At 71.0% G+C, this 22,265-nt stretch carries 23 protein-coding genes and 1 tRNA gene; 13 read left to right on the forward strand and 11 right to left on the reverse strand.

Annotated features, from left to right (window positions below; genetic code table 11):
* Together lysA and argS are read right to left on the reverse strand one after the other, a co-directional pair.
* Positions 1–1,386, reverse strand: a complete 1,386-nt coding sequence (lysA, locus tag ACGFIQ_RS11155) for a diaminopimelate decarboxylase (protein WP_393242592.1) — start codon at positions 1,384–1,386, stop codon at positions 1–3.
* A gap of 1 nt (position 1,387) precedes the next feature.
* Positions 1,388–3,055, reverse strand: a complete 1,668-nt coding sequence (argS, locus tag ACGFIQ_RS11160) for an arginine--tRNA ligase (protein WP_393242594.1) — start codon at positions 3,053–3,055, stop codon at positions 1,388–1,390.
* Between the two features lie 97 nt (positions 3,056–3,152).
* Between argS and ACGFIQ_RS11165 the strand changes: the two genes are divergently transcribed.
* The 4 genes from ACGFIQ_RS11165 to ACGFIQ_RS11180 all read left to right on the forward strand — a co-directional run bounded on the left by ACGFIQ_RS11165 (position 3,153) and on the right by ACGFIQ_RS11180 (position 5,828).
* Positions 3,153–3,965, forward strand: a complete 813-nt coding sequence (locus ACGFIQ_RS11165; protein ID WP_393242596.1) for a DUF3105 domain-containing protein — start codon at positions 3,153–3,155, stop codon at positions 3,963–3,965.
* Positions 3,966–3,973: 8 nt separating this feature from the next.
* Positions 3,974–4,645, forward strand: a complete 672-nt coding sequence (locus ACGFIQ_RS11170) for a DUF305 domain-containing protein (protein ID WP_393242598.1) — start codon at positions 3,974–3,976, stop codon at positions 4,643–4,645.
* Positions 4,646–4,971: 326 nt separating this feature from the next.
* Positions 4,972–5,664, forward strand: a complete 693-nt coding sequence (locus ACGFIQ_RS11175) for a winged helix-turn-helix domain-containing protein (RefSeq protein ID WP_393243185.1) — start codon at positions 4,972–4,974, stop codon at positions 5,662–5,664.
* A gap of 92 nt (positions 5,665–5,756) precedes the next feature.
* Positions 5,757–5,828: transfer RNA gene (locus ACGFIQ_RS11180), tRNA-Arg, on the forward strand.
* A 94-nt stretch (positions 5,829–5,922) separates the two neighbouring features.
* Here ACGFIQ_RS11180 and ACGFIQ_RS11185 read toward each other — a convergent pair.
* Complete coding sequence (locus ACGFIQ_RS11185) at positions 5,923–6,891, reverse strand: helix-turn-helix transcriptional regulator (RefSeq protein ID WP_393242600.1); 969 nt, start codon at positions 6,889–6,891, stop codon at positions 5,923–5,925.
* A 112-nt stretch (positions 6,892–7,003) separates the two neighbouring features.
* Between ACGFIQ_RS11185 and ACGFIQ_RS11190 the strand changes: the two genes are divergently transcribed.
* Positions 7,004–7,429 carry a VOC family protein gene (locus ACGFIQ_RS11190; protein WP_393242602.1) on the forward strand — a complete coding sequence of 142 codons (426 nt, stop codon included), beginning with the start codon at positions 7,004–7,006 and terminating at the stop codon, positions 7,427–7,429.
* 45 nt (positions 7,430–7,474) lie between these two features.
* The gene (locus ACGFIQ_RS11195) at positions 7,475–7,933 is read left to right on the forward strand and encodes a hypothetical protein (RefSeq protein ID WP_393242604.1); all 459 of its coding nucleotides are present in this window, start codon (positions 7,475–7,477) and stop codon (positions 7,931–7,933) included.
* A gap of 10 nt (positions 7,934–7,943) precedes the next feature.
* Here ACGFIQ_RS11195 and ACGFIQ_RS11200 read toward each other — a convergent pair whose 3' ends face one another.
* The 5 genes from ACGFIQ_RS11200 to ACGFIQ_RS11220 all read right to left on the reverse strand — a co-directional run bounded on the left by ACGFIQ_RS11200 (position 7,944) and on the right by ACGFIQ_RS11220 (position 13,748).
* Positions 7,944–10,325 carry an ATP-binding cassette domain-containing protein gene (locus ACGFIQ_RS11200; protein ID WP_393242606.1) on the reverse strand — a complete coding sequence of 794 codons (2,382 nt, stop codon included), beginning with the start codon at positions 10,323–10,325 and terminating at the stop codon, positions 7,944–7,946.
* 30 nt (positions 10,326–10,355) lie between these two features.
* Complete coding sequence (locus ACGFIQ_RS11205) at positions 10,356–10,766, reverse strand: VOC family protein (RefSeq protein WP_357554848.1); 411 nt, start codon at positions 10,764–10,766, stop codon at positions 10,356–10,358.
* Positions 10,767–10,771: 5 nt separating this feature from the next.
* On the reverse strand, positions 10,772–11,221 hold the full coding sequence (locus ACGFIQ_RS11210) for a helix-turn-helix transcriptional regulator (protein ID WP_393242608.1): 450 nt from the start codon (positions 11,219–11,221) through the stop codon (positions 10,772–10,774).
* A 71-nt stretch (positions 11,222–11,292) separates the two neighbouring features.
* Entirely contained in the window at positions 11,293–12,252 is a 960-nt protein-coding gene (locus tag ACGFIQ_RS11215; RefSeq protein WP_393242610.1) for a DNA polymerase domain-containing protein, read from the reverse strand.
* Positions 12,253–12,284: 32 nt separating this feature from the next.
* Complete coding sequence (locus ACGFIQ_RS11220; RefSeq protein ID WP_393242612.1) at positions 12,285–13,748, reverse strand: MFS transporter; 1,464 nt, start codon at positions 13,746–13,748, stop codon at positions 12,285–12,287.
* 79 nt (positions 13,749–13,827) lie between these two features.
* On the opposite strand from ACGFIQ_RS11220, the gene ACGFIQ_RS11225 reads away from it, so the two are divergent.
* The 3 genes from ACGFIQ_RS11225 (at position 13,828) to ACGFIQ_RS11235 (ending at position 17,187) form a co-directional block, all read left to right on the forward strand.
* The gene (locus ACGFIQ_RS11225) at positions 13,828–14,259 is read left to right on the forward strand and encodes a helix-turn-helix domain-containing protein (protein WP_357066816.1); all 432 of its coding nucleotides are present in this window, start codon (positions 13,828–13,830) and stop codon (positions 14,257–14,259) included.
* A 100-nt stretch (positions 14,260–14,359) separates the two neighbouring features.
* A complete protein-coding gene (locus ACGFIQ_RS11230; protein ID WP_393243187.1) occupies positions 14,360–14,947 on the forward strand; it encodes a TetR/AcrR family transcriptional regulator in 588 nt (195 codons plus the stop codon).
* Positions 14,947–17,187: an MMPL family transporter gene (locus tag ACGFIQ_RS11235; RefSeq protein WP_393242614.1), complete on the forward strand. Its 2,241-nt coding sequence runs from the start codon at positions 14,947–14,949 to the stop codon at positions 17,185–17,187. The genes ACGFIQ_RS11230 and ACGFIQ_RS11235 overlap by 1 nt, the downstream gene beginning before the upstream one ends.
* Positions 17,188–17,218: 31 nt before the next feature.
* Here the strand turns inward: ACGFIQ_RS11235 and ACGFIQ_RS11240 are convergent, their stop codons facing one another.
* Positions 17,219–18,475: an erythromycin esterase family protein gene (locus ACGFIQ_RS11240; protein WP_393242616.1), complete on the reverse strand. Its 1,257-nt coding sequence runs from the start codon at positions 18,473–18,475 to the stop codon at positions 17,219–17,221.
* A 128-nt stretch (positions 18,476–18,603) separates the two neighbouring features.
* On the opposite strand from ACGFIQ_RS11240, the gene ACGFIQ_RS11245 reads away from it, so the two are divergent.
* Positions 18,604–18,795, forward strand: a complete 192-nt coding sequence (locus ACGFIQ_RS11245; protein ID WP_393242618.1) for a DUF2795 domain-containing protein — start codon at positions 18,604–18,606, stop codon at positions 18,793–18,795.
* A gap of 73 nt (positions 18,796–18,868) precedes the next feature.
* On the opposite strand, the gene ACGFIQ_RS11250 is transcribed toward ACGFIQ_RS11245, so the two are convergent.
* Positions 18,869–19,777 (reverse strand): Gfo/Idh/MocA family protein, encoded by a 909-nt coding sequence (locus ACGFIQ_RS11250; RefSeq protein ID WP_393242620.1) that lies wholly within the window; start codon positions 19,775–19,777, stop codon positions 18,869–18,871.
* Positions 19,778–19,969: 192 nt separating this feature from the next.
* Between ACGFIQ_RS11250 and ACGFIQ_RS11255 the strand changes: the two genes are divergently transcribed.
* From ACGFIQ_RS11255 to ACGFIQ_RS11265, 3 genes are all read left to right on the forward strand, one after another.
* Complete coding sequence (locus ACGFIQ_RS11255) at positions 19,970–20,332, forward strand: cupin domain-containing protein (protein WP_393242622.1); 363 nt, start codon at positions 19,970–19,972, stop codon at positions 20,330–20,332.
* Positions 20,333–20,448: 116 nt separating this feature from the next.
* A complete protein-coding gene (locus ACGFIQ_RS11260) occupies positions 20,449–20,841 on the forward strand; it encodes a hypothetical protein (RefSeq protein ID WP_393242624.1) in 393 nt (130 codons plus the stop codon).
* Positions 20,834–21,250, forward strand: a complete 417-nt coding sequence (locus tag ACGFIQ_RS11265; RefSeq protein ID WP_393242625.1) for a hypothetical protein — start codon at positions 20,834–20,836, stop codon at positions 21,248–21,250. Before ACGFIQ_RS11260 ends, ACGFIQ_RS11265 begins: the two co-directional genes overlap by 8 nt.
* Positions 21,251–21,334: 84 nt before the next feature.
* On the opposite strand, the gene fabG is transcribed toward ACGFIQ_RS11265, so the two are convergent.
* Positions 21,335–22,093: a 3-oxoacyl-ACP reductase FabG gene (gene fabG, locus ACGFIQ_RS11270; RefSeq protein WP_393242627.1), complete on the reverse strand. Its 759-nt coding sequence runs from the start codon at positions 22,091–22,093 to the stop codon at positions 21,335–21,337.
* Between the last annotated feature and the right edge of the window lie 172 nt (positions 22,094–22,265).

A 22,265-nucleotide genomic window follows, 5' to 3' on the forward strand; every position in this document is an offset into this window, starting at 1 on the left:
TCATCCAACATCCAATGCGAGCAGGTCTTCTTCGGTTTCCCGCCGGACGATCAGACGCGCCTGGCCGTCGCGCACCGCGACAACCGGTGGCCGGGGCACGTGGTTGTAGTTGCTGGCCATGCTCCGGCAGTACGCACCAGTGCCGGGCACCGCCACAAGATCTCCGGGCTGCACGTCGGCGGGCAGGAATTCATCCTTCACCACGATGTCCCCAGACTCACAGTGCTTTCCCACCACGCGGGCGAGCAACGGCTGCGCGCCCGACGCCCGGGAGGCAAGCGTCGCCGAGTAGGACGCGTCGTACAGCGCGGTGCGGATGTTGTCGCTCATCCCGCCGTCGACGCTGACGAACGTGCGGATGCCGTCGAGCTCCTTGACCGTGCCGACCTCGTAGAGGGTGAACACGGCCGGCCCGACGATGGCCCGCCCCGGCTCGATCGACAGGTGCGGCACGGCCAGGTTCTCCGCCGCGCACTCCGAATCGACGATCTTGCGCAGTCGCTTGGCCAGATCCTGCGGGGTGGCCGGGTCGTCCTGGGTGGTGTACGCGATGCCGAAGCCGCCGCCCAGGTCCAGCTCGGGAAGCTCCACCCCGCGCGCGTCGCGGATCTGGGCCTGCAGGGCGAGCACCCGGCGGGCCGAGACCTCGAAGCCACTGGCATCGAAGATCTGCGAACCGATGTGCGAGTGCAGACCGCGCAACTCCAGCACACCCTCGTCGAGGATCTTGAACGCGGCGTTCGCGGCGGCACCGCCGGCCAGCGAGAAGCCGAACTTCTGGTCCTCGTGGGCGGTGGCGATGAACTCGTGGGTGTGCGCCTCGACGCCGACGGTGACCCGGACCAGCACCCGGGGCCGGACCCCCCGCTCCCGGGCCAGCGCGGTGAGCCTGTCGATCTCGGTGAACGAGTCGACGATGATCCGCCCCACCCCGGCGTCCAGCGCCCGGGACAGCTCGGCGACCGACTTGTTGTTGCCGTGGAAGCCGATCCGCTCCGGCGGCATGCCGGCCGACAGCGCGGTGGCCAGCTCACCCCCGGTGCAGACGTCCAGGTGCAGCCCCTCCTCGGCGATCATCCGGACCACCGCCCGGCACAGGAACGCCTTGCCCGCGTAGAAGATGTCCTCGGTCGGGAAGGCCGCCCGGAAGTCGCGGCAGCGCGACCGCAGGTCGGCCTCGTCGAGGACGTACACCGGGGTGCCGAACTCGGCCGCGATGTCGCGGACGCTCAGGCCCGCGACGGCGACCGCGCCGTCCGCGCCACGCGTCACCGACCGCGGCCACAGCGCCGGCAACAGGGCGTTGACATCCTCCGGGGTACGCAGCCAGGCCGGCCCCCGGTTGTTGATGTCCGCGTGCAGCGCACCCGCCTCGTGAGCCCTCATGTCACATCCTCTCCGGTGCGGAGACGCCCAGCAGGTGCAGCCCGTTGGCGATCACCGTGCGGGTGGCGTTGTTGAGCCAGAGCCGGGCGCGGTGCAGGTCGGTGACCTCCTCGTCGCCCAGCGGCAGCACCCGGCAGTTGTCGTAGAAGCGGTGGTAGGAGGCGGCGACGCCCTCCTCCAGGTAGCGGGCCACCCGGTGCGGCTCCCGCAGCTCGGCGGCCGTCGCCACCACGGCGGGAAACTCGGCGAGCGCCTTGAGGAGTTCGTTCTCCTTCTCGTGATCGAGCAGCTCGGGGCGGAACGCGTCGGCGTCGCCCGGGACCAGCCCCACCTCGGCGGCGTTGCGGGCCACGCCCGCCGTCCGGGCGGCCACGTACTGCACGTAGTAGACCGGGTTGTCGCGGGTCGCCCTGGTCCACAGCTCGATGTCGATGTCGATCGGGGAGTCGCTGGAGTAGCGGGCCAACGCGTACCGGGAGGCGTCCACGCCGATCGCCTCGACCAGGTCCTCCAGGGTGATCACCGTGCCGGCCCGCTTGCTCATCCGCATCGGCGCGCCGTCGCGCAGCAGGTTGACCAGCTGCCCGATGAGGATCTCCAGGTTGCGCTCCGGGTCGTCGCCGAAGCAGGCGGCCATCGCCTTCATCCGGCCGATGTAGCCGTGGTGGTCGGCACCCAGCATGATCACGACCCGCTCGAAGCCGCGCTCGCGCTTGTCCAGGTAGTAGGCGCAGTCCGCGGCGAAGTACGTCCACTCGCCGTTGGACTTGCGCAGCACCCGGTCCTTGTCGTCGCCGAAGTCGGTGGTGCGCAGCCAGGTGGCGCCCTCGGACTCGTAGAGGTGCCCCTGCTCGCGCAGCCGGTTCAACGCGAGGTCCAACTCGCCCCGGTCGTGCAGGTCCTTCTCGTTGAAGTAGGTGTCGAACTCGACCCCGAAGTCGCGCAGCGAGGAGCGGATCTCGTCGAACATCAGCGCGACGCCCTCGACCCGGAAGACCTCCTGGGCGACGTCGTCGTCGAGGGTCCGCACCTCCGGCCGGCGGGCCCGCACCTCGGTGGCGATCTCGGCGATGTACGCCCCGCCGTAGCCGTCCTCCGGCGCCGCCTCACCCTTGGCCGCGGCGAGCAGCGAACGGGCGAACCTGTCGATCTGCGAACCGGCGTCGTTGAAGTAGTACTCCGTGCCGACGTCGGCGCCGGTGGCCCGCAGCAGCCGGCTCAACGCGTCACCGACGGCCGCCCAGCGGACCCCGCCGATGTGCACCGGCCCGGTCGGGTTGGCCGAGACGAACTCCAGGTTGATCCTCTCGCCGGCGAGCCGGTCACTGCGGCCGTACTCCGCGCCGGCCTCGACGATCACCCGGGCGAGCTGACCGGCGGCGGCCGCGTCGAGCCGGATGTTCAGAAAGCCCGGACCGGCGATTTCCACCGATTTGACACCTGCTGCCCGACCCAGCTCGTCGGCCAGCGCAGTCGCCAGTTCCCGGGGCGGAACGCCCACCTTCTTACTCAACTGCAGAGCGAGCGTCGAGGCGTAGTCGCCGTGCTCGGGGTTGCGCGGTCGCTCCACCACCGTGCTCGCCGGCAACGCGGCGCGGTCCAGCCCACGCTGCTCGAAGACGGCGTGGGCGGCGGCAAGGACGACCGAGGCTAGTTCTGCAGGAGTCACCCAACCATGTTATCGGGGGTAGACTCGGGCACTCGGCGGCTCCCCTGCGCGTCATCCGGCCCGCCACTCCCCTGACCGACCGACTTGACGAGGCACGATGAGCATCAGCACCCCGGGTGGCCCTGAGCGCCGCCCGACCGTGGTCAGCACCGGCAAGAAGCCGGCCGCGGGCCGGCCGGCGTCCGGCGCCAAGGCCGGTTCCGGCAAGCCGGCGGGCAAGCCAGCGGGCACGCCCCGGGCAGGTGGCAAGGGCCCGCGCAAGCCGGTCACCCCGGTCAAGGTGAGCCAGGGCCGCGCCTGGGGCCCGATCGCGCTCTTCGTCGCGGTGGGCGTGCTCGCGGCCGGCATCATCGGCTACGGCGCCTACGCGACGTTCCAGGGCGCCAAGCCGTGGGACAAGCGGGCCAACTCCATCGACGGCATCGTCAACATCCGCAAGACCGACGGGGAGAGCCTGAAGTACGAGTCACACAAGGCGGGCCCGCTGACCTGGAAATACTCCCCGCCAGTGGGTGGCGTGCACAACGCCGCCTGGCAAAACTGCATGGGCGACGTCTACGACGCCCCGATCGCCAACGAGCACGCGGTGCACAGCCTGGAGCACGGCGCGGTGTGGATCACCTACCGCCCCGACCTGCCCGCCGACCAGGTCGCCAAGCTCGCCGGCAAGGTGCGCGGCGTCGAGAAGATGATGATGAGCCCGTACGAGGGCCTGGACAAGCCGATCTCGCTGCAGGCGTGGGGCTACCAGCTCAAGCTCGACAACGCCGACGACTCGCGGATCGACGACTTCATCAAGGACCTGCGGGTGAACGCCTCCGTCGAGGGCCCGACGGCGCTGTGCAACACCGGCATCACCGCCACCGGCACCACGCCGCGTGATGAGCAGCAGCAGCCACCCCAGCAGTAAGGACGCCGATGACCGCCCCCGCCACCACCGACAGCGAGTACGACGACACCCCGGCCGTCCCGGACGAGGACGGCCGGGCCCCGGCGTCGCGCTACGGCGTGCTGGCGCTCGCCGTCATGGTGGTGGTGGGGCTCCTCCTCGGCTACGCCGGCGGCCTGCTCACCCCGCGACTCACCCGACCCGGTGACGCGTCGGTCGAGGCGGGCTTCGCCCGGGACATGACCACCCACCACGCGCAGGCGGTGGAGATGAGCCTGATCGCGTACCGGTCGGCGACCCTTCCCGAGGTGCGGCAGATCGCAGTCGACATCGCCACCGGTCAGCAGGGCGAGATCGGCGCCATGCAGACCTGGCTGCGCGAATGGGGTCTGAGCCCGACCGGGTCGCAGCCGGCGATGTCGTGGATGTCCGACGGGGCCCGCCTCAAGGACGGGCTGATGCCGGGGATGGCCACGCCGCAGCAGATGACCGCCCTGCGCGACGCGCGGGGCATCGAGGTCGACCGGCAGTTCCTGACCCTCATGTACGACCACCACCTCGGCGGCATCCACATGATCGACGCGGCGCTCGACGAGACCGACAACGCCGAGGTGGTGCGGGTGGCGAAGACCATGAAGGCCACCCAGCAGACCGAGCTGAACAACCTCCGGCAGCTCCAGGCACAGGCGGCCAGGGGCTAGCCCCAGCCAAGACGGCCGCACCCGGGCCCGCGCCACCGCCGCTCATCGGCGCAGGCGCGGGCCCGTCCCATATCCCCTGGCACCCCTGGCGCCCCGGCTCCCGGTGCATGATCGACTCGGCTTCATGAAAACCGCGCTGTCCACGCGACCGGGACACCCCGACTTTCAGAAACCCGAGTCGATCAACACCCGCACCTGGTGGATTGCGGATGAATGTCGCCTGTGTCTGGTCTGGGGTATTTGACCGGGACAGGCGATTACGTTGCTTAGAGAGTTTTCTCCGCACATATCGTGACCAGTTGCGATTCGTGCTCGTTGCCCAAGACGTGGGGGTTGCACTCAGAGACGCACGGCGTTCGGTCACCAGCTGGTGCCGACGCCACACCATCGGCGGTGACGGGGCGGTGGCAGCCGTCCGTCGCGGACAGCGGCAGGGCGAGCCGGGAATGCTCAGCCGCGAACAGGAACTCGAACTGATCGACACACTGCGGGGCGTCCACCCCGACGACTTCGGCCTGGACGAAGAGCTGTGGACCAGGCAGAGCCTCACCACGCTCATCACGCGCCGGTTCTCTCTGCCGTCGGACGTGGGCGCGGTCGGGGCGTACCTGCGGGCCTGGGGGTTGGGTCCGCGCGAGCCGCGCGAGCGCGCCTGCGGGCTCTGCGTCAGCGCGGTCGAGCGCTGGGTGCGCAGCGAGTACCCGGCGATCACCCGGGCCGCCCAGGAGCACCTCGCGGAGGTCTACTGGATCGGTCGGGTGCGGCTGCGCGGCACCATGCCGGCAGCCGACGTGATCTCCGCGGTCTCGTCCCGCGGTCGGGTGCGCTTCATGATCACCACGCCGACCGTGGACCCGCCGCTCCCCCGCGACTTCGTGCTGCGGCTCAGCGGTGCGGAGCAGCGCACAGTGCATCTGATCGTGGACGGCTCCTGGCCGCGCAACGAGTGGCCACGCCGGCTGCCGCGGCGAATCGTCCTGCACCCGCTGCCCAGTTGTGGGCGGGCGGTCGCGGCCTGAGCGCAGGGTGGGCCGGTCGCCGACACGATCGGCTCACCCGATACCGATTCGGCGTACGCAGGGGAGGTTTGCTAGTCTTCTCCAGTCGCTGAGCCCCCGTAGCTCAGGGGATAGAGCACCGCCCTCCGGAGGCGGGGGCGCAGGTTCGAATCCTGCCGGGGGCACACTTGCCAGGAAATCAGGCCGGGCGCAGGAGCATGTTGGCTCTCCGCGCCCGGTTTTCGCATTCCCGCTGGCCGTAGCCGCCGCAACCGGGGGTCATCCTGCCGCGTTGGCGAAGCGGCGGGCGAGACCTGCGAAGGCGGCCCGGAGCTCCGCGGGCCCGACAACCTCGATATCGGCGTCGAACCTGCCGAGGGCGGCTGCGAGGCCGGTCCAGGACCAGGAGCCCTGCACGAGTCGGCACCGGTCCGGGCCGAGTTCTTCGACGAGCCCGTCGCGCGTGTACGTGGCGGCCACGGCGGCGGGAAGATCGAGGATGACCTCACCGAGGCAGGGCCACGCCGACGCGTCGGTGGACCCTCGGAATCGGGCGGTCACGAAGGTGGCCACGTCTGTCGCGGGGAGCCGTCGGGGGGCGAAGCGCGGCCCGGTCGGGGTACGCGGACTGATGCGGTCGACCCGGAACGTTCGCCAGTCGCCACGGTCGAGGTCCCAGCCGACGAGGTACCAGCGTTCCTTCCAGGTGACGAGGTGGTGGGGCTCGACGCGGCGGGGTGGCGCGTGGCTGCCGGACGTCGCCGAGGCGTAGTCGAAGCGCAGGACATCGTGGGCGTGCACGGCCGTCCCGATGGCCGTCAGCACACTGCTGTCGACCGGGGGGTCCGGGCGGGTGGTGGGTTGTTCGACGGCGGTGACCCGCAGGGTGTCGATGCGGTGCCGCAGCCGACTGGGCATGACCTGCCGCATGGTGTGCAGCGCTCGCGCGGCGCCCTCCTGGATGCCCGCTCCGGAGAGGGGGGCCAGTTGGAGCGCGACGGCGATGGCGATCGCCTGTTGGTCGTCGAACAGCAGCGGTGGCAGTTGGGCGCCGGCGTCCAGCCGGTACCCGCCGTCCGGGCCCTTGACGGCCCTGACCGGGTAGCCGAGCTCGCGCAACCTGTCGACATCGCGCCGCACGGTGCGGGGGCTGACGTCCAGCCTTTCGGCGAGCAGGCCGCCCGGCCAGTCGCGGCGCGCCTGGAGCAGCGAGAGCAACGCCAGCAGTCGCGCCGAAGTCTTGGGCATGCCTCCGATCTTCCCGCAGGTAGCGGCCACAACCTGACCGCTACCGCTGTCATCGTTCCCTCGTCCCCGGGCAGCAGCCACGGGGTTGACGACACGTAGCAGGAGAGCAGCAATGAGCATCAACACCGTCGCGCACATCAACCTCCGCGGCAACGCGCGGGCCGCTCTCGAGTTCTACCGGTCCGTGTTCGGCGGGGACCTCGTCGCGGTGACCTACGCCGAGGCCCACAGCGTGCAGGACCCGGCCGAGGCCGACCAGGTCATGTGGGGTCAGGTCACGTCCGCCGAGGGCTTCCAGATCATGGCGTACGACGTGCCGTCCGTGCGACCGTGGAGCCAGGGCGAGAGCCCGTTCTTCGTCTCGGTCCGGGGTGGGGACGCCGACGAGATCACCGGCTACTGGAAGAAGCTCAGTGAGGGCTCGACAATCGTGGTCGACCTCGCACCTGCCGGCTGGGCGCCCCTCTACGGCATGCTCACCGATCCGTTCGGCATCACCTGGGTGCTCGACGTCGCGGTCGCCAACAGTCCCGCCTGACCACCCCACTGGCGTCGACGATCGAACAAGATCAAGAATGTCGGCATGCTGTTTCTCGTGTTGCTCCTCGCCGCGCTGGGTGGGGCCGTCCTCGCGACGACCCTCACCGTTCGTGGGCTCCGCACGGTGTTCCGGAGCAGCGAACGGTCGGGTTGGCTGCGGGCGGCGGCCCTTCTCGCCGGCGCGGGCGCCGTCGCCGTGTACGCCTGGGGTCTGCTCCACCTCGGCTACGCGGTGCTACGGGCGGAGGACGGTGGCGCCGGCTCCTTCCCGATCGAACCCTGTCGGGAGGCCGGGCCGCAGCGGGCGAGCCAGGTCAACGGGTACGACGTCAGCCTCCTGCCGCTGCGCTTCGAGTGCCGCCTCAGCGGTGGCAGTACCTACATCACCTCGTCAGTGCCCGGGTACGTCAACCCGAGCACCGCAGCCCTCGGTCTGATCACCGCCACCTGCGGAGTCCTCGCCACCACGACGGCACGGCACGCCCGACCGCCGGTGGCGTGAACGTCGGCCGTCAACTGCCCACGTACGCCGCCAGGTGCTCGCCGGTGAGTGTGGAACGGGCGGCGACGAGGTCGGCGGGTGTTCCCTCGAAGACGACCCGACCACCGTCGTGGCCGGCACCGGGACCGAGGTCGATGAGCCAGTCGGCGTGCGCCATGACCGCCTGGTGGTGCTCGATGACGATCACCGACTTGCCGGCGTCGACGAGGCGGTCCAGCAGGCCGAGCAGTTGCTCGACGTCGGCCAGGTGCAGGCCGGTGGTCGGTTCGTCGAGGACGTAGACGCCACCCTTCTCGGCCATGTGGGTGGCCAGCTTGAGTCGCTGCCGCTCGCCGCCGGAGAGGGTCGTGAGCGGTTGGCCCAGGCTGAGGTAGCCGAGCCCGACGTCGGCGAGCCGGTCGAGGATGGCGTGCGCGGCCGGCGTACGCGCCTCGCCGGCGCCGAAGAACTTCTCGGCCTCGGTCACCGACATCGCGAGCACCTCGCTGATGTCGCGACCGCCGAAGCGGTATTCCAGCACCGACGCCTGGAACCGCTTGCCCTCGCAGTCCTCGCAGGGTGCGGCGACGCCGGCCATCATCCCCAGGTCGGTGTAGATGACACCCGCGCCGTTGCAGCTCGGGCACGCGCCCTCGGAGTTGGCGCTGAACAGCGCCGGCTTCACACCGTTGGCCTTCGCGAACGCCTTACGGATCGGATCGAGCAGTCCGGTGTACGTGGCCGGGTTGCTCCGCCGTGAGCCACGGATCGCGCCCTGGTCGATCGACACCACACCGGCACCGGCGGGGATCGAGCCGTGCACGAGTGAACTCTTGCCGGAGCCGGCGACACCCGTCACGACGACGAGCACCCCGAGCGGGACGTCGACGTCGACGTCCTGGAGGTTGTTGGCCGTCGCGCCACGGATCTCCAGCTTGCCGGTGGGCGTACGCACCGTCTCCTTGAGGGCCGCCCGGTCGTCGAGGTGGCGGCCGGTGATGGTGCCGCTGGCGCGGAGGCCTTCCAGGGTGCCCGCGTAGCAGATCGTCCCGCCGTCCGTGCCGGCTCCGGGACCGAGATCGACGACGTGGTCGGCGATGGCGATGGCCTCCGGCTTGTGCTCCACGACCAGCACGGTGTTGCCCTTGTCGCGCAGTTGGAGCAGCAGCTCGTTCATCCGCTGGATGTCGTGCGGGTGCAGCCCGATCGTGGGCTCGTCGAAGACGTAGGTGACGTCGGTGAGCGACGAGCCGAGGTGGCGGATCATCTTGGTGCGCTGCGCCTCGCCGCCCGACAGGGTGCCCGACGGCCGGTCGAGCGACAGGTAGCCCAACCCGATCTTCTCGAACGAGTCGAGGAGGTGTTGCAGCCCCGCCAGCAACGGGGTCACCGACGGCTCCCTGATCCCCCGGACCCAGGCGGCGAGATCACTGATCTGCATGGCGCAGGCGTCGGCGATGTTCTTTCCCTGGATCTTCGACGACCGGGCCTCCTGGCTGAGCCGGGTGCCGTCGCAGTCGGGGCAGGTCGTGAAGGTCACGGCCCGTTCCACGAAGGCGCGGATGTGCGGCTGCAACGCGTCGATGTCCTTGGCGAGGAAGGACTTCTGGATGGACGGGATCAGGCCCGAGTACGTCAGGTTGATCCCATCGATCTTGATCTTGGTGGGCTCCCGGTGGAGCAGGTCGTGCTGCTCCCGCTTGGTGTACTTGCCGATCGGCTTGTCCGGGTCGAAGTAGCCGCAGCCACGGAAGATCCGGCCGTACCAGCCCTCCATGCTGTAGCCCGGGATCGTGATCGCGCCCTCGTTGAGCGAGAGACTGTCGTCGTACAGCGCCGACAGGTCGATGTCGTTGATCGAACCCATGCCCTCGCAGCGCGGGCACATCCCGCCGAGCCGGGTGAATGTCGCCTTCTCGGTCTTCGTCTTGCCGACGCCACGGTCGACGGTGATCGCACCGGTGGCCTTCACCGAGGGGACGTTGAACGAGTAGGCGTTGGGCGAGCCGATGTGCGGCTGACCGAGCCGGCTGAACAGGATGCGCAGCATCGCGTTGGCGTCGGTGGCGGTGCCGACCGTGGACCGGGAGTTGGCGCCCATCCGCTCCTGGTCCACGATGATCGCCGTGGTCAGGCCGTCCAGCAGGTCGACCTCGGGCCGGGCCAGCGTCGGCATGAAGCCCTGCAGGAACGCGCTGTAGGTCTCGTTGATCATCCGCTGCGACTCGGCGGCGATGGTGCCGAACACCAACGAGCTCTTGCCGGAGCCGGAGACACCCGTGAACACGGTCAGCCGTCGCTTCGGGATCTCGACGCTGACGTCCCTGAGGTTGTTGACGCGTGCGCCCTGCACACGGATCAGATCGTGGCTGTCCGCGACGTGCGGCGTGGACGGCGGGGTGGCCGTGCTCATCAGGTCTCCATCTGGCCGGGGTTGGACGGGTCAGCGCACTTCCTGGATGCGGATCAGATTGCCGGCGGGGTCGCGGAAGGCGCAGTCGCGCACGCCGTACGGCTGCTCGGTTGGCTCCTGGACGACCTCGGCGTCACTGGCCTCCAGTTTGGCGAAGGTGGCGTCGAGGTCGGCGGTGGCCAGGTTGACGCCGAAGTAGCTGCCCTTGGCCACCAGTTCGAGGATGGTCTGGCGCTCGTCGTCGGTGATGCCGGGACTGGCGGCCGGCGGGTGCAGGACGATGGCCGTGCTGGGCTGGCCGGCCGGCCCGACGGTGATCCAGCGCATCCCCCCGTAGCCGACGTCGAGGCGGACCTCGAAGCCGAGGACGTCGCGGTAGAAGGCCAGCGAGGCATCGGGGTCGAGGTGCGGGAGGAAGCTCGAGTGAATGGTGATGTCCATGGCCGTCACGCTAGTTGTGGCTCCGTGACCTGCGCTTCTCGATTCCTGATCGGTCTGGTCACCTGTTTCGCCACGCAGGACGGCATCCCCGCCGTCGACTGCCCCGCCCGCCGCCGGTAGACGCTCGGCGGCACGCCGACCAGCTCGGTGAAGCGGGTGCTGAAGGTGCCCAACGACGAGCAGCCGACCGTGAAACAGACATCGGTGACACTGAGGTCGCCCCGACGCAACAACGCCATCGCGCGCTCGATGCGCCGCGTCATCAGGTAGCTGTAGGGAGATTCGCCGTAGGCGAGCCGGAACTCGCGGCTGAGGTGCCCGGCCGACATGTGCGCGCCCCGGGCGAGCGCCTCGACGTCGAGCGGAGACGCGTACTCCCGGTCGATCCGGTCGCGGACGCGGCGCAGCCGCGCGAGGTCGTCCAGTCGCCGGGTCGCGTCGGGTTTGCTGCTCACCTGGAAAATCGTGCCACAGCCCACCGACAATCGACCGCTCGCCGGGCGCGGGCGCAGGCCGACGAGCCCGGTCAGCCGGCCTCGCGGCGGGCGCGGGCCCGGCGCTTGCCCTCGTGCATGGCCTGCACCCGGGCCACCGGGATGGTCCGGCCCTCGGCGACCAGGTCGGCCGGGAGCGGCTGCGGCGCCGGCATCAGCGCGGCCCACGGGTCGCCGTCGCCGAGCAGCGCCGGCGCGGTCCGGATGGTGAAGTCGGCCGGGGTCACCTCGGTCAGGTCGGCCCAGTCGACCGGGAAGGACACCGGCATCCCGGGGCGCAGCCGCGGGCTGTACGTGGCCACCACCGTCGCCCCGCCCGCGCGGGTGGCGTCCACGAAGACCCGGCCACCCCGGTCCTCCTTGATGTACGCCGTGGTGGCCAACGCCGGGTCGAGCCGCTCGGCGCGGACGGCCAGCGCCCGGGTGGCGGCGGCCAACTCCTCCGCCGTGGGTTCGTCGGCCACCGGGACGAACACGTGCACGCCCTTGGCCCCGCTGGTCTTGACCGCACCGGCCAGGCCGGCGTCGGCGAGTGCCTGGCGGACCAGCAGGGCCGCGGCGACGGCTGCCCGGAAGCCGTCGCCCTCCGGCGGGTCCAGGTCGAGCACCAGGTGTGTCGGGCGCTGCGGATCCGCCGCGGTGGCCAGTGTCGGGTGGTACTCCACCGCGCGCTGGTTGGCGAACCAGAGCAGGGTGCGCCGGTCGTCGCAGAGGGCGTACGAGATCTCCCGGTGCGACGCCTCCGCCCAGACCGGCACCCGGCGGACCCAGTCCGGGGTGTAGCGGGGCAGGTTCTTCTGCATGAAGGGCGGCTGGCCGGGACGCACCCGGATCACCGACAGTGGTCGGCCCCGCACCTGCGGGAGGATCCGCCCGCTGACCGCGTCGAGGTAGTCGACCAGGTCGCGCTTGGTCGCGTCGTCGCGGTCGGACAGCGGCTGGTCCAGGTTGGTCAGGGCCACGCCGTCCCGGGTCTCGTCAGCCTCGCTCACCCGACCACCTTCGCGGCCCCACGGCCCCCCGGTCAACCTGCCCTGCCGACCGGCTCGGTGTCGGCGGTCAACTCACCCTGCCGGCCGGTTCGGGCGGGTCGGGTGCCGGGCAGCGTGGTCAATGCCACCAGCAACGCGGCGACCACCAGGCCGGCGGCCACGGCGAACGCCACCCGGTAGCCACCCGCCAACGCGGCCGTCTCGTCCCAACCGGCGGCCCGCAGGCTGTCACTGCGGGCGGCGGCCAGGGTGGCCAGCGCGGCCAGGCCGACCGCCCCACCGACCTGCTGGGTGGTGTTGGCCAGGCCGGAGGCGAGCCCGGCGTCCGTGTCGGTCGCGCCGGCCATGGCCAGGGTGGTGACCGCCGGCAGGGTCAGACCACCGGCCATCCCGAAGACCAACATCGCCGGGAGTACGTCGACGAGGTACGCCCCGTCGGCGGGCAGCCGGGCGAGCAGCAGGAAGCCGACGGTGGCCAGGCCCAGCCCGGCCAGCAGCACGCTCCGGGCGCCCCAGCGGGCGATCAGCCGACCGGCCAGGCCGAGTGACACCACCGCGATCACCACCGGCGTGGGCAGGAAGGCCCAGCCGGTCGTGGCCGCGTCCAGCCCGAGCACCAGTTGCAGCTCCACGGCGAGCAGGAACTGGAAGCCGAAGTACGCGGACACCATGAGGAACTGCACGGCGTTCGCCGCCACCAGACCGGGGACGTGCAGCACCCGACCCGGCAACAGCGGGGTCGCCGCAACCCGCTGGCGGAGCACGAACCCGCCGAGCAGCAGCACCGCGAGGGCCGCCGCGCCGAGGGTGCGCGGGCTGGTCCAGCCGTGCTCGCCGGTCCCCACGATGCCCAGCACGGCGGCCATCAGACCGGCGGTGACCAGCAGCGCGCCGGGCAGATCCAGGCCGGCCCGCAGGCCGACACCCCGTTCGGCGGGGAGCCGGCGGACGGCCGCGAGCAGGATGACCGCACCGATCGGCAGGTTGACCAGGAAGATCGCCCGCCACCCGGCCGCGTCGGTGAGCACCCCACCGGCGACGGTGCCGACCGACGCGCCGGCCGCTCCGGTGAAGCTGAAGACGGCGATCGCGCGGGCGCGCTCGGCCGGCTCGGGATAGAGCCGGACGATCATGCCGAGGCTGACCGCCATGGCCAGCGCCCCACCGACGCCCTGGCCGAACCGGGCGGCCACCAGCAGGGCCGGCCCGGTGGCGACCGCGCAGGCCAACGAGGCCAGGGTGAACAGCGCGACGCCGGCCAGGAAGGCCCCCCGTCGGCCGAGCAGGTCGCCGAGTCGGCCGGCGAGCAGCAACAGCCCGCCGAACGCGACCAGGTAGGCGTTGACCACCCACGCCAGGCCGGCGGCGGTGAAGCCCAGGTCGCGCTGTACGGCGGGCAGCGCCACCGCCACGACTGTGCCGTCCAGGATGATCATCAGGCTGCCGGCACAGAGCACGAGCAGCGCTGGCCAGCGGGACGGGACGACGCGGTCCATGAAACCCCCTCCTTGGTGCACGGTTTGTTACCGAGGTCATCGTCTGTGACCATGAACCGGAGCGGAAGGAGGCACTGATATGTCCCAGAGGAACAGCGATGTGTCCGCGCTGGTCCAGGCCGAGGTGACGTGCACGGCCGAGAACGTGCCGTTCACCCCGGGTCAGGCTCGGGCGTGCACCGTCCGCCAGGTGCTCGACCGGGTCGGCGGCAAGTGGAGCATCGGCGTTCTGGTGGCCGCCTCACACGGGCCGGTGCGCTTCACCGAGTTGGAGCGGCACATCGAGGGGATCAGCCGCCGGATGCTCACCCTGACGCTGCGCAACCTGGAACGGGACGGCCTGCTGCACCGCCGGGTCTACCCGACAGTTCCGCCCAAGGTCGAATACACCGCCACCCCGATGGCCCTGGAGCTGTACGAGTCACTCGTCGCGCTGACCGCCTGGGCCGAGCGGCACCGTCGGGCCATCGCCGAGGCGCGGACCAGGTACGACGCCGAGCACGCCGAGTAAACCAACCCCGGATGTGGGGAACGCCACCGCAGGAGTCTGACCGATCGGTCAGGATCTGACCGATCGGTCAGGCATGCTGGTTCACGGAGGTGGACCAATGATGGCCAGAGCGGTGTCCGAAACGCACGGTGAGATCCTCGCCGCGGCGGCGCGACGGTTCGCGGTCACCGGCTACCGGGGCACCTCGCTGCAGGACATCGCCGGCGAGGTCGGCTGCTCCAAGGCCACCGTGCTCTACCACTTCGCCAACAAGGAAGCCCTGCTCGCCGAGCTGATGGCTCCCGCGATCGGTGTGCTGCGAGACCTCGACGACCGGCTCACCGGCCTGACCGGGGCACCCGCCCAGGAGGTCGCGGCGATCGGCTTCGTCGACCTCGCGGTCCGGTTCCGGCGGGAGATCGCGGTGCTGCGCGGCGAGTTCCCCGAGTTGCTGTGCCAGCCGGCCTTCGCGCACATCCAGCAGATCTCGGATCGGCTGCGCGACGCGCTGGCCGGGCACTCCGACCGCCCCGGCGCCCGGATCGCCGCGCTGGTGCTGCTCGCCGGCATCTCCGAGGCGTGCGCCGAATTCGTCGACATGCCCGACGACGAGTTGCGCCCCGCCCTGCTCACCCTCGTCCGGCGGGCCGTCGAGCCCGTCGAGTCACCCCAGCACCCAGCACCCACGACCGAGGACAAGGACTCCTGATGGCCACCCTGCTCTACCGGCTCGGCCGGGGCGCGTTGCGCCGGCGACGACTCGTCGTCGCGCTCTGGCTCGTCGTACTCGTCATCGCCGGCCTGGCCGCGGCGACCCTGCGCGGCCCGACGGCGAGCAACTTCACGATGCCCGGCACCGAGAGCCAGCGGGCGCTCGACCTGCTCGCCGAGCAGTTCCCCGCGGCCAGCGGCGCCACCGGCACCATCACGGTCAAGGCGCCGGCCGACGGCCAACTGGCCACCCCCGAGGGCCAGGCCGTGGTGCGGGAGCTGGTCCAGGAGGCCTCGTCCCTGCCCGGCGTGGTCGGCGCGGTCAACCCGCTCCAGGTCGGCGCGGTCTCGCCCAACGGCCGGTACGCGCTGGTCCAGGTCCAGTTCGCCAGCGGCGGCGACGAGGTGACCGACGAGCAGCGCACCGCGTACGAGGAGGTCGGCGCCGCCGCCGAGGCGAAGGGTTGGCAGGTGGCCCCGGGTGGCGAGGTGCTGGGTGGTGAGCCGGAGATCGGCTCCACCGAGGCGCTCGGCGTACTCGTCGCCGCGATCGTCCTGATCATCACGTTCGGTTCACTCGTCGCCGCCGGAATGACGATGCTCAACGCGCTGATCGGCGTGGGCGTCGGCATGGCCGGCCTGTTCGCGCTCAGCGGCGTCATCGAGTTGACAGGCACCGCGCCGATCCTGGCGCTGATGCTCGGCCTCGCCGTCGGCATCGACTACTCGTTGTTCATCACCTCCCGGCACCGGCAGAACCTGCTCGAAGGCCTGTCCCCGGAGGAGGCGGTCGGCCGAGCGGTCGGCACCGCCGGGTCCGCGGTGGTCTTCGCGGGCGCGACGGTGGTCATTGCACTGGCCGGACTGGCCGTGGTGAACATCCCGTTCCTCACCGTGATGGGTCTCGCCGCCGCCGGCACGGTCACCGTCGCCGTCCTCGTCGCGATCACCCTCCAGCCGGCACTGCTCGGCTTCGCCGGTCGCCGGGTGCTCCCCCGCCGACTGCGCGCGGTCACCACCGACGGCACCGACACCAGCGCTGGCACCAGCACCGACACCAGCGCCGTCGCCGACCACTCCGGCGGCACCGACCGGCCGGCCGCCGAGGACGAGTCCCGGTTCGGGTTCCGCTGGGCACGGCTGGTCACCCGCTTCCGCGTACCCGTCATCCTGGTCGGTCTGCTCGGCCTGGGCCTGCTCGCGCTGCCCACGCCGGACATGAGGCTGGCCCTGCCGGGGGCCGCGACGGCCGCCGTCGGCTCACCCGCCCGGGTTGCCAACGACCTGACCGTCGAGGGTTTCGGAGCGGGCTTCACCGGCCGGCTCGCGGTGGTGGTCGCCGGTGACACGCCACAGGCCACCGCGACCGCCGTGCCGCAGGTCACCGCACTGCTGCAGCGCACCAAGAACGTCCTCGCGGTGGCGCCGCCCCAGCTCAGCCCGGACGGTCGGACCGCGCTGCTCGGCGTGGTGCCCAAGACCGGCCCGACCGACGAGGCCACCGAAACCCTGGTGCACGACATCCGCGACGCGGTGGGCGGGATCCGCGACGCGGACGTGCTACTCACCGGTGCCACCGCGATCGGCATCGACGTCTCCGAGAAGCTCTCCGACGCGCTACCGGTCTACCTGCTGCTGGTGGTCGGGCTCTCGGTGCTGCTGCTGATGCTGGTGTTCCGCTCGCTGCTGGTGCCGGTCAAGGCCGCGCTGGGCTTCCTGCTCACCGTCGCGGCCACGTTCGGCATCACGGTGGCGGTCTTCCAGCAGGGGCACCTCGCCGACCTGGTCGGCCTGGACACGCCGGGCCCGCTGATCAGCTTCCTGCCGATCCTGCTGATCGGCATCCTGTTCGGGCTCGCCATGGACTACGAGGTGTTCCTGGTGTCCCGCATGCGGGAGGACTTCGTGCACGGCAAGTCCGCCCGGCAGGCCACCATCAGCGGCATGGGGCACGGCGCCCGGGTCGTCACCGCCGCCGCGCTGATCATGATGTCGGTCTTCGGGGGCTTCGTCTTCCTGGAGGACCCGGTGATCAAGTCGATGGGCTTCGCGCTCGCGGTGGGCGTCGCCATCGACGCGTTCGTGGTCCGGATGACGATCGTCCCGGCGGTGATGTCACTCCTGGGCGACCGCGCCTGGTGGCTTCCGAGCTGGCTCAACCGCGCCCTACCGAACGTCGACATCGAGGGCGAAGGCCTCCGCACCCACCTGGAGGACCGCACCCCCACCCACGTCTGACCCCGGGACCCCACCCGGCCGGCCGATCCCGTCAGACGCCGGCCGGGTAGGTCTCCATCTCGCCGGAGGCGGCCGGGACCGGCAGCGGGTGCAGAGCGGTTGTCTCGTCGCACCAGATGAACGCGTCGTAGCGGTCGCCGAGCCGGGTGGGCACGTAGTTGCCCCAGGACTCGAAGGACGGGTCGTAGACGACCCCGATCGCCCGATGGTCGGCGGTGTCGGTCACCCAGCCGGGCTGGTCGTCACCGCCGAAGATCAGCACCGCCCGGTCCGGCATCAGCTCGTGCAGCCGCCGCTCGATCGACCCCGCACGGGCCGGAGGCACCACCATCGGCTCGGGCGGCGAACCCCACCGGGGTGCGGCGATCACCGTGCCCCGGTAGCTGCCGAAGCCGATCAGCGCCACCGCGTCGTCGCCGTGCCGTTCCCGGGCCAACTGACCAATGTTGACCATCCCGTCCGCGGCCATGTCGGTGGCCCGCGCGTCCCCGACGTGCGTGTTGTGCGCCCAGACGATGCCCCGGGCGTCCGGGCCGTAACGGTCCAGCAGCCGGTCCAGGGTGTCCTGCATGTGGGTGTCGCGGATGTTCCACGAGTCCGGCCCGCCGGCCACCATCGCCCGGTAGTACCGCTCCGCGCCGGCCACCACCTCCGCGTTCTGCCAGGCCGAGAAGCGGTCCGGGCCGTCGGAGAGGGCATGTTCACGGGTCCGGGCGAGCAGCCGGACGACCTCCTCCTCACAACGGGCGGAGACGAACCGGCTGGCCGCGCCGTACTCCTCGACCCTCTTCCCGTACGGCTCGAAGCACCGGTACGCGTCCTGCGCCGCCTCCAGCGACGTCGGGTCCTCCTCCCCCAGGTAGTCGAAGATCGCCTGCATCGACTCCCAGAGGCTGTACACGTCGAGCCCGTGGAACCCGGCGCGTTGCTCCTGCGGCCGCTCCACGTTCCAGGCCCGCAACCAACTGGCGAACCTGGCCACCTCCGCGTTGGCCCACATCCAGGTCGGCCACCGCTGGAACTGGTCCAGCGCAAGCTGCGGTTGGAGTGCGCCGCCCGGCGCGGCGGTCACCGAACGGTGCACCCGGTCACAGTCCGGCCAGTCACCCTCCACCGCGACGAAGGAGAAGCCGCACTCCGCGACCAACCGACGGGTGAGCTGCTCACGCAGCCGGTAGTAGTCGTAACTGCCGTGGGTGGACTCGCCGATCATCACCACCCGGGCGTCCCGAACGCGCTCCAGCAACGGGTCGAAGTCGCTCGGCGCGCCGAGCCGCTGAACCAGCATGCCAGCGGCTACCCGACCCCCACGGGGACAAACCGTGGGCGCGCCGCGGGCCGACACGCCGCCCGCCGGGCCGTCGTGGGTGCCGACCGAGCCGGTGTACGGCCACCGCGAGCGGGTAGCCGGCCGACATGACCGTCACCGGCGTTCAGTTGCAGGAGTACCTGGCCGGACTCGACTACCCGGTCTCCCGGGAGGACCTGATCCGCTGGGGCCAGGAGAACGGCGCCAGCACGGAAATGTTGCAGATGTTGCAGGCACTACCGCCCGAACAGTTCAACTCACCAGACGAACTGAACGCCGCCTTGACCACCCCCACCTGACCTCGGTGATCATGAGGTTAGCGCCGTCCGGCTCGGCGTGTCGCCGCCGCTAACCTCATGATCACCGGGTTGGTTAGGGGGTTGGGATGGGGATGGTGCGGGATTCGGTGCGGGCGGTTTCGGCGGCGGCCAGGATGCCGACGACCTCACGGCCGAAGCGGACGTCGCAGCGGTGGTCGCGCGTGCCGGCTCGCACCTGCTCGACGAGCTGGTCGATGGCGACGCCGAACGCTGTTGCGGCGTCGTTCTCGCCGAACGGCACGGTCTCGATGCCGTTCTCGCCGTAGAAGACGAACTCCCGGGCCATCGACTCGGTCGGGGCGTCCAGGGACAGCGAGGCGCTACTCGTGGCTCCTCCCTCGTGGGTGAGCAACAGGTGCACCATCCCGCTCGGTCCGTCCATCGCCGCGACCTGGGTCACCCGGCCCAGCACCGGAAGGAGGATGGAGAGCGCGTGCGGGGCGATGTCCCAGAGCGCGCCGTGCTCCCTGCGCCACAACGAGCCGCCGTACGGGCTGCCGTCCTGGAAGATCGAGGCGAAGGCGGTGGTGCGGCCGTGCTGCCAGCCGCCGACGGCGGCGGTGGCGGCGAGGAAGGCCGTCACGTTCGGCTGGAAGCGCTGGGTGAAGAAGACGACCGAGGCGACCCCGGACTCCTCGGCGGCGGCCACGACGCGGTCGGCGTCTGCCACGCTGAGCGCCAGCGGCTTGTCCAGCAACAGGTGCCGCCCGGCGGTGGCCGCCCGGGTCGCGATGTCGGCCTGGATGTCCGGCGGCAGCGCGACGGCGACCGCCTCGCACTGCTCGATCAACGCGTCGACGTCGGCGTAGGCGGGCACCCCGTACCGCTCGGCCAGCGCGGAGGCCCGCTCCGGGTTACGCCCCCACACCCCGACCAGTTCCGCGTCCGGATGTGCGTGCAACGCCTTCCCGTGCGTCTCGATCGCCCAGTGACCGGTGCCGAACAAACCGAACCGCAGCACGTGTACCTCCGCTGTTTCCCCACCCCGTGGCAACGCCACGGCCGTGATCCACGCTAGTCGTCCCACCTGCCACGACGGCGGCGGGTTCGACCAATCGACGCTGCCCACCCCTGTTTCCACGGGCCCGCCCTCGACAACGCCGTGTCCGAATGCCGCCAGACGCGGCAGGTTCGACGGGGCAGTCTCGATGGCATGGCGAGTATCGATTCAGCACTGACCAGCGGTCCCGTCGCCTTCGCGCACTCGTACGACTTCGCCGAGGGCGGGCCCGTGCACCTCGCGCTGCTGCCGTTTCCGTCGGCAGCGCCCGCGCCGTTCGAGGTTGCTCGCTGGTCGGTGGCCCCGAGCACTTCCAGCGACGTCGATGTCCACCGATCGCGCGAGGTGTGGATCATCGTGTCCGGCACCGGAACGTTGACCTTCGGCGACCGGACGAGCGTGCTGCGGTCCGGGGACGTCGTGGCGTTCGACAGCGGGGTGCAGCATCAGATCCGGAACGACGGACCGGAGCCGCTCCTGGCCGTCTCGGTCTACTGGTTGCCGGACAGCGACTGAGGTCCCCCGGGGCGTTACGGACACCCTCGGCGGCCGCCCGGCGAGGCAGGGTCATCCGATTACTACGGCGGTTAGTAGGCTGTGCCGGTGACCGAGGCAACGACCGGGCAGGCCCGGTGACCAGCGTGAGCACCGACTCACCGGTGGACGGAATCGTCGCGACGGTGTCGATCGTGCTGTCGCTGCTCGTGGCGGTGTGGGCGCTGGTGGCGGCGGTGCGCCAACGGCCGCCGGACCGGGTGCAGTTCATCGGCCTGGCCGTACTCGAAGTGGCCTTGCTCGTGGTGGGCGTGCTGGCCCTGGTCGCGGTCGGCGGCGGGGACCGGCCCGGTGAGCCAGGCGCCTTCTTCGGTTACCTGGTCACGCTTGTCTGCCTGCCGCCGCTGGCGTGGGTGCTGGCCCGGATGGAGCCGACCCGCTGGGGTTCGGCGATCGTCTGTGCGGTCTGCCTGGTCACCCCGGTGGTGGTGGTCCGGTTGCAGCAGACCTGGGAGGTGCTCGGTGGGTGAGACCCGACCGGCTGGCCGCGCGACGAACACCGGCCCGGGTCGGCTGCTGATCGCGGTCTACCTGCTCTTCGCCATCGCGGCGACGAGTCGGGCGGGCCTACAGCTCGCCACCAAGTTCGACGAGGCGCCGGTGGCCTATCTGCTGTCCGGGGTGGCCGCACTCATCTACATCGTGGCGGCGGTGGGGTTGGCCCGCGCCGGGCACACCGGCCGACGGGTCGCGCTGGCGTGCTGTTCCGTGGAGCTGGTCGGGGTGGTCGCGGTCGGCATCCTGAGCCTTGTCGACAGGGAGCTCTTCCCGGACGAGACGGTCTGGTCGCAGTTCGGCAGCGGGTACGGCTACATCCCGCTGGTGCTGCCGGTGCTCGGCCTGATCTGGCTCTGGCGCACCCGCGGCACCGCCGCCTGACGCGACCGGCACCCGCGGCACCGCCGCCTGACGCGGCGACGAGGGCACCCCTTCGCGAAGGAGCGCCCTCGTCGGGAGTACGGGTCAGTCCCGGGGGCCGCCCGCGACGTAGATGACCTGACCGGAGACGAAGCCGGCACCCTCGCTGGCCAGGAACGAGATGGTGTGGGCGACGTCCTCCGGGAACCCCGGCCGACGCACCGGGATCTCGGCCGCCGCGTGCTTCTTGAGGTCCTCGAAGTCGACATTCATCCGGGCGGCGGTGGCCGCGGTCATGTCGGTGACGATGAACCCGGGTGCGACCGCGTTGACTGTCACCCCGAACGGCCCCAGCTCGATGGCGAGCGTCTTGGTGAAGCCCTGGAGGCCGGCCTTGGCGGCGGCGTAGTTCGCCTGGCCCCGGTTGCCCAGGGCGGACGTGCTGGAGAGGTTGACGATCCGCCCCCACCTGCGGTCCACCATGTGCTTCTGCGCGGCCTGGCTGAACAGGAACGCGCCCCGCAGGTGCACCCCCAGCACCGTGTCCCAGTCGGCGTTGGTCATCTTGAACAGCAGGTTGTCGCGGAGCACACCTGCGTTGTTGACGAGCACGGTGGGAGCGCCCAACTCGGCGGCGATCCGGGACACCGCCGCCTCGACCTGGTCACGGTCGGACACGTCGGCACCCACACCGAGTGCCAGCCCGCCGGCACCGGAGATGGCGTCCACCGTCTCCTTGGTGGCCGCCTGGTCGATGTCGACCACGGCGACGGCCATTCCGTCGGCGGCCAGCCGCCGGGCGGTGGCCGCGCCGATACCGCGTGCGGCTCCGGTGACGATGGCGACGCGGGGCTCCTCCGACATGATTACCTCCCGGTAACGTGGGGTCGATCGGAGGAGCTTAACCTTCCACTGCTAGTTATCGGTGTCGACCTTGGTTTGATCCATGGATCTATACGAGATGATCTTCCGCGCGTAGCGTCGCGATAGCTGTCACCCGCCAGCGAACAGACGACGAGGTAAGGAACGACATCAC

Origin of the sequence: Micromonospora sp. NPDC048898 (assembly GCF_043198035.1) — a bacterium.
In the GTDB taxonomy this organism is placed as follows: Bacteria; Actinomycetota; Actinomycetes; order Mycobacteriales; family Micromonosporaceae; genus Micromonospora.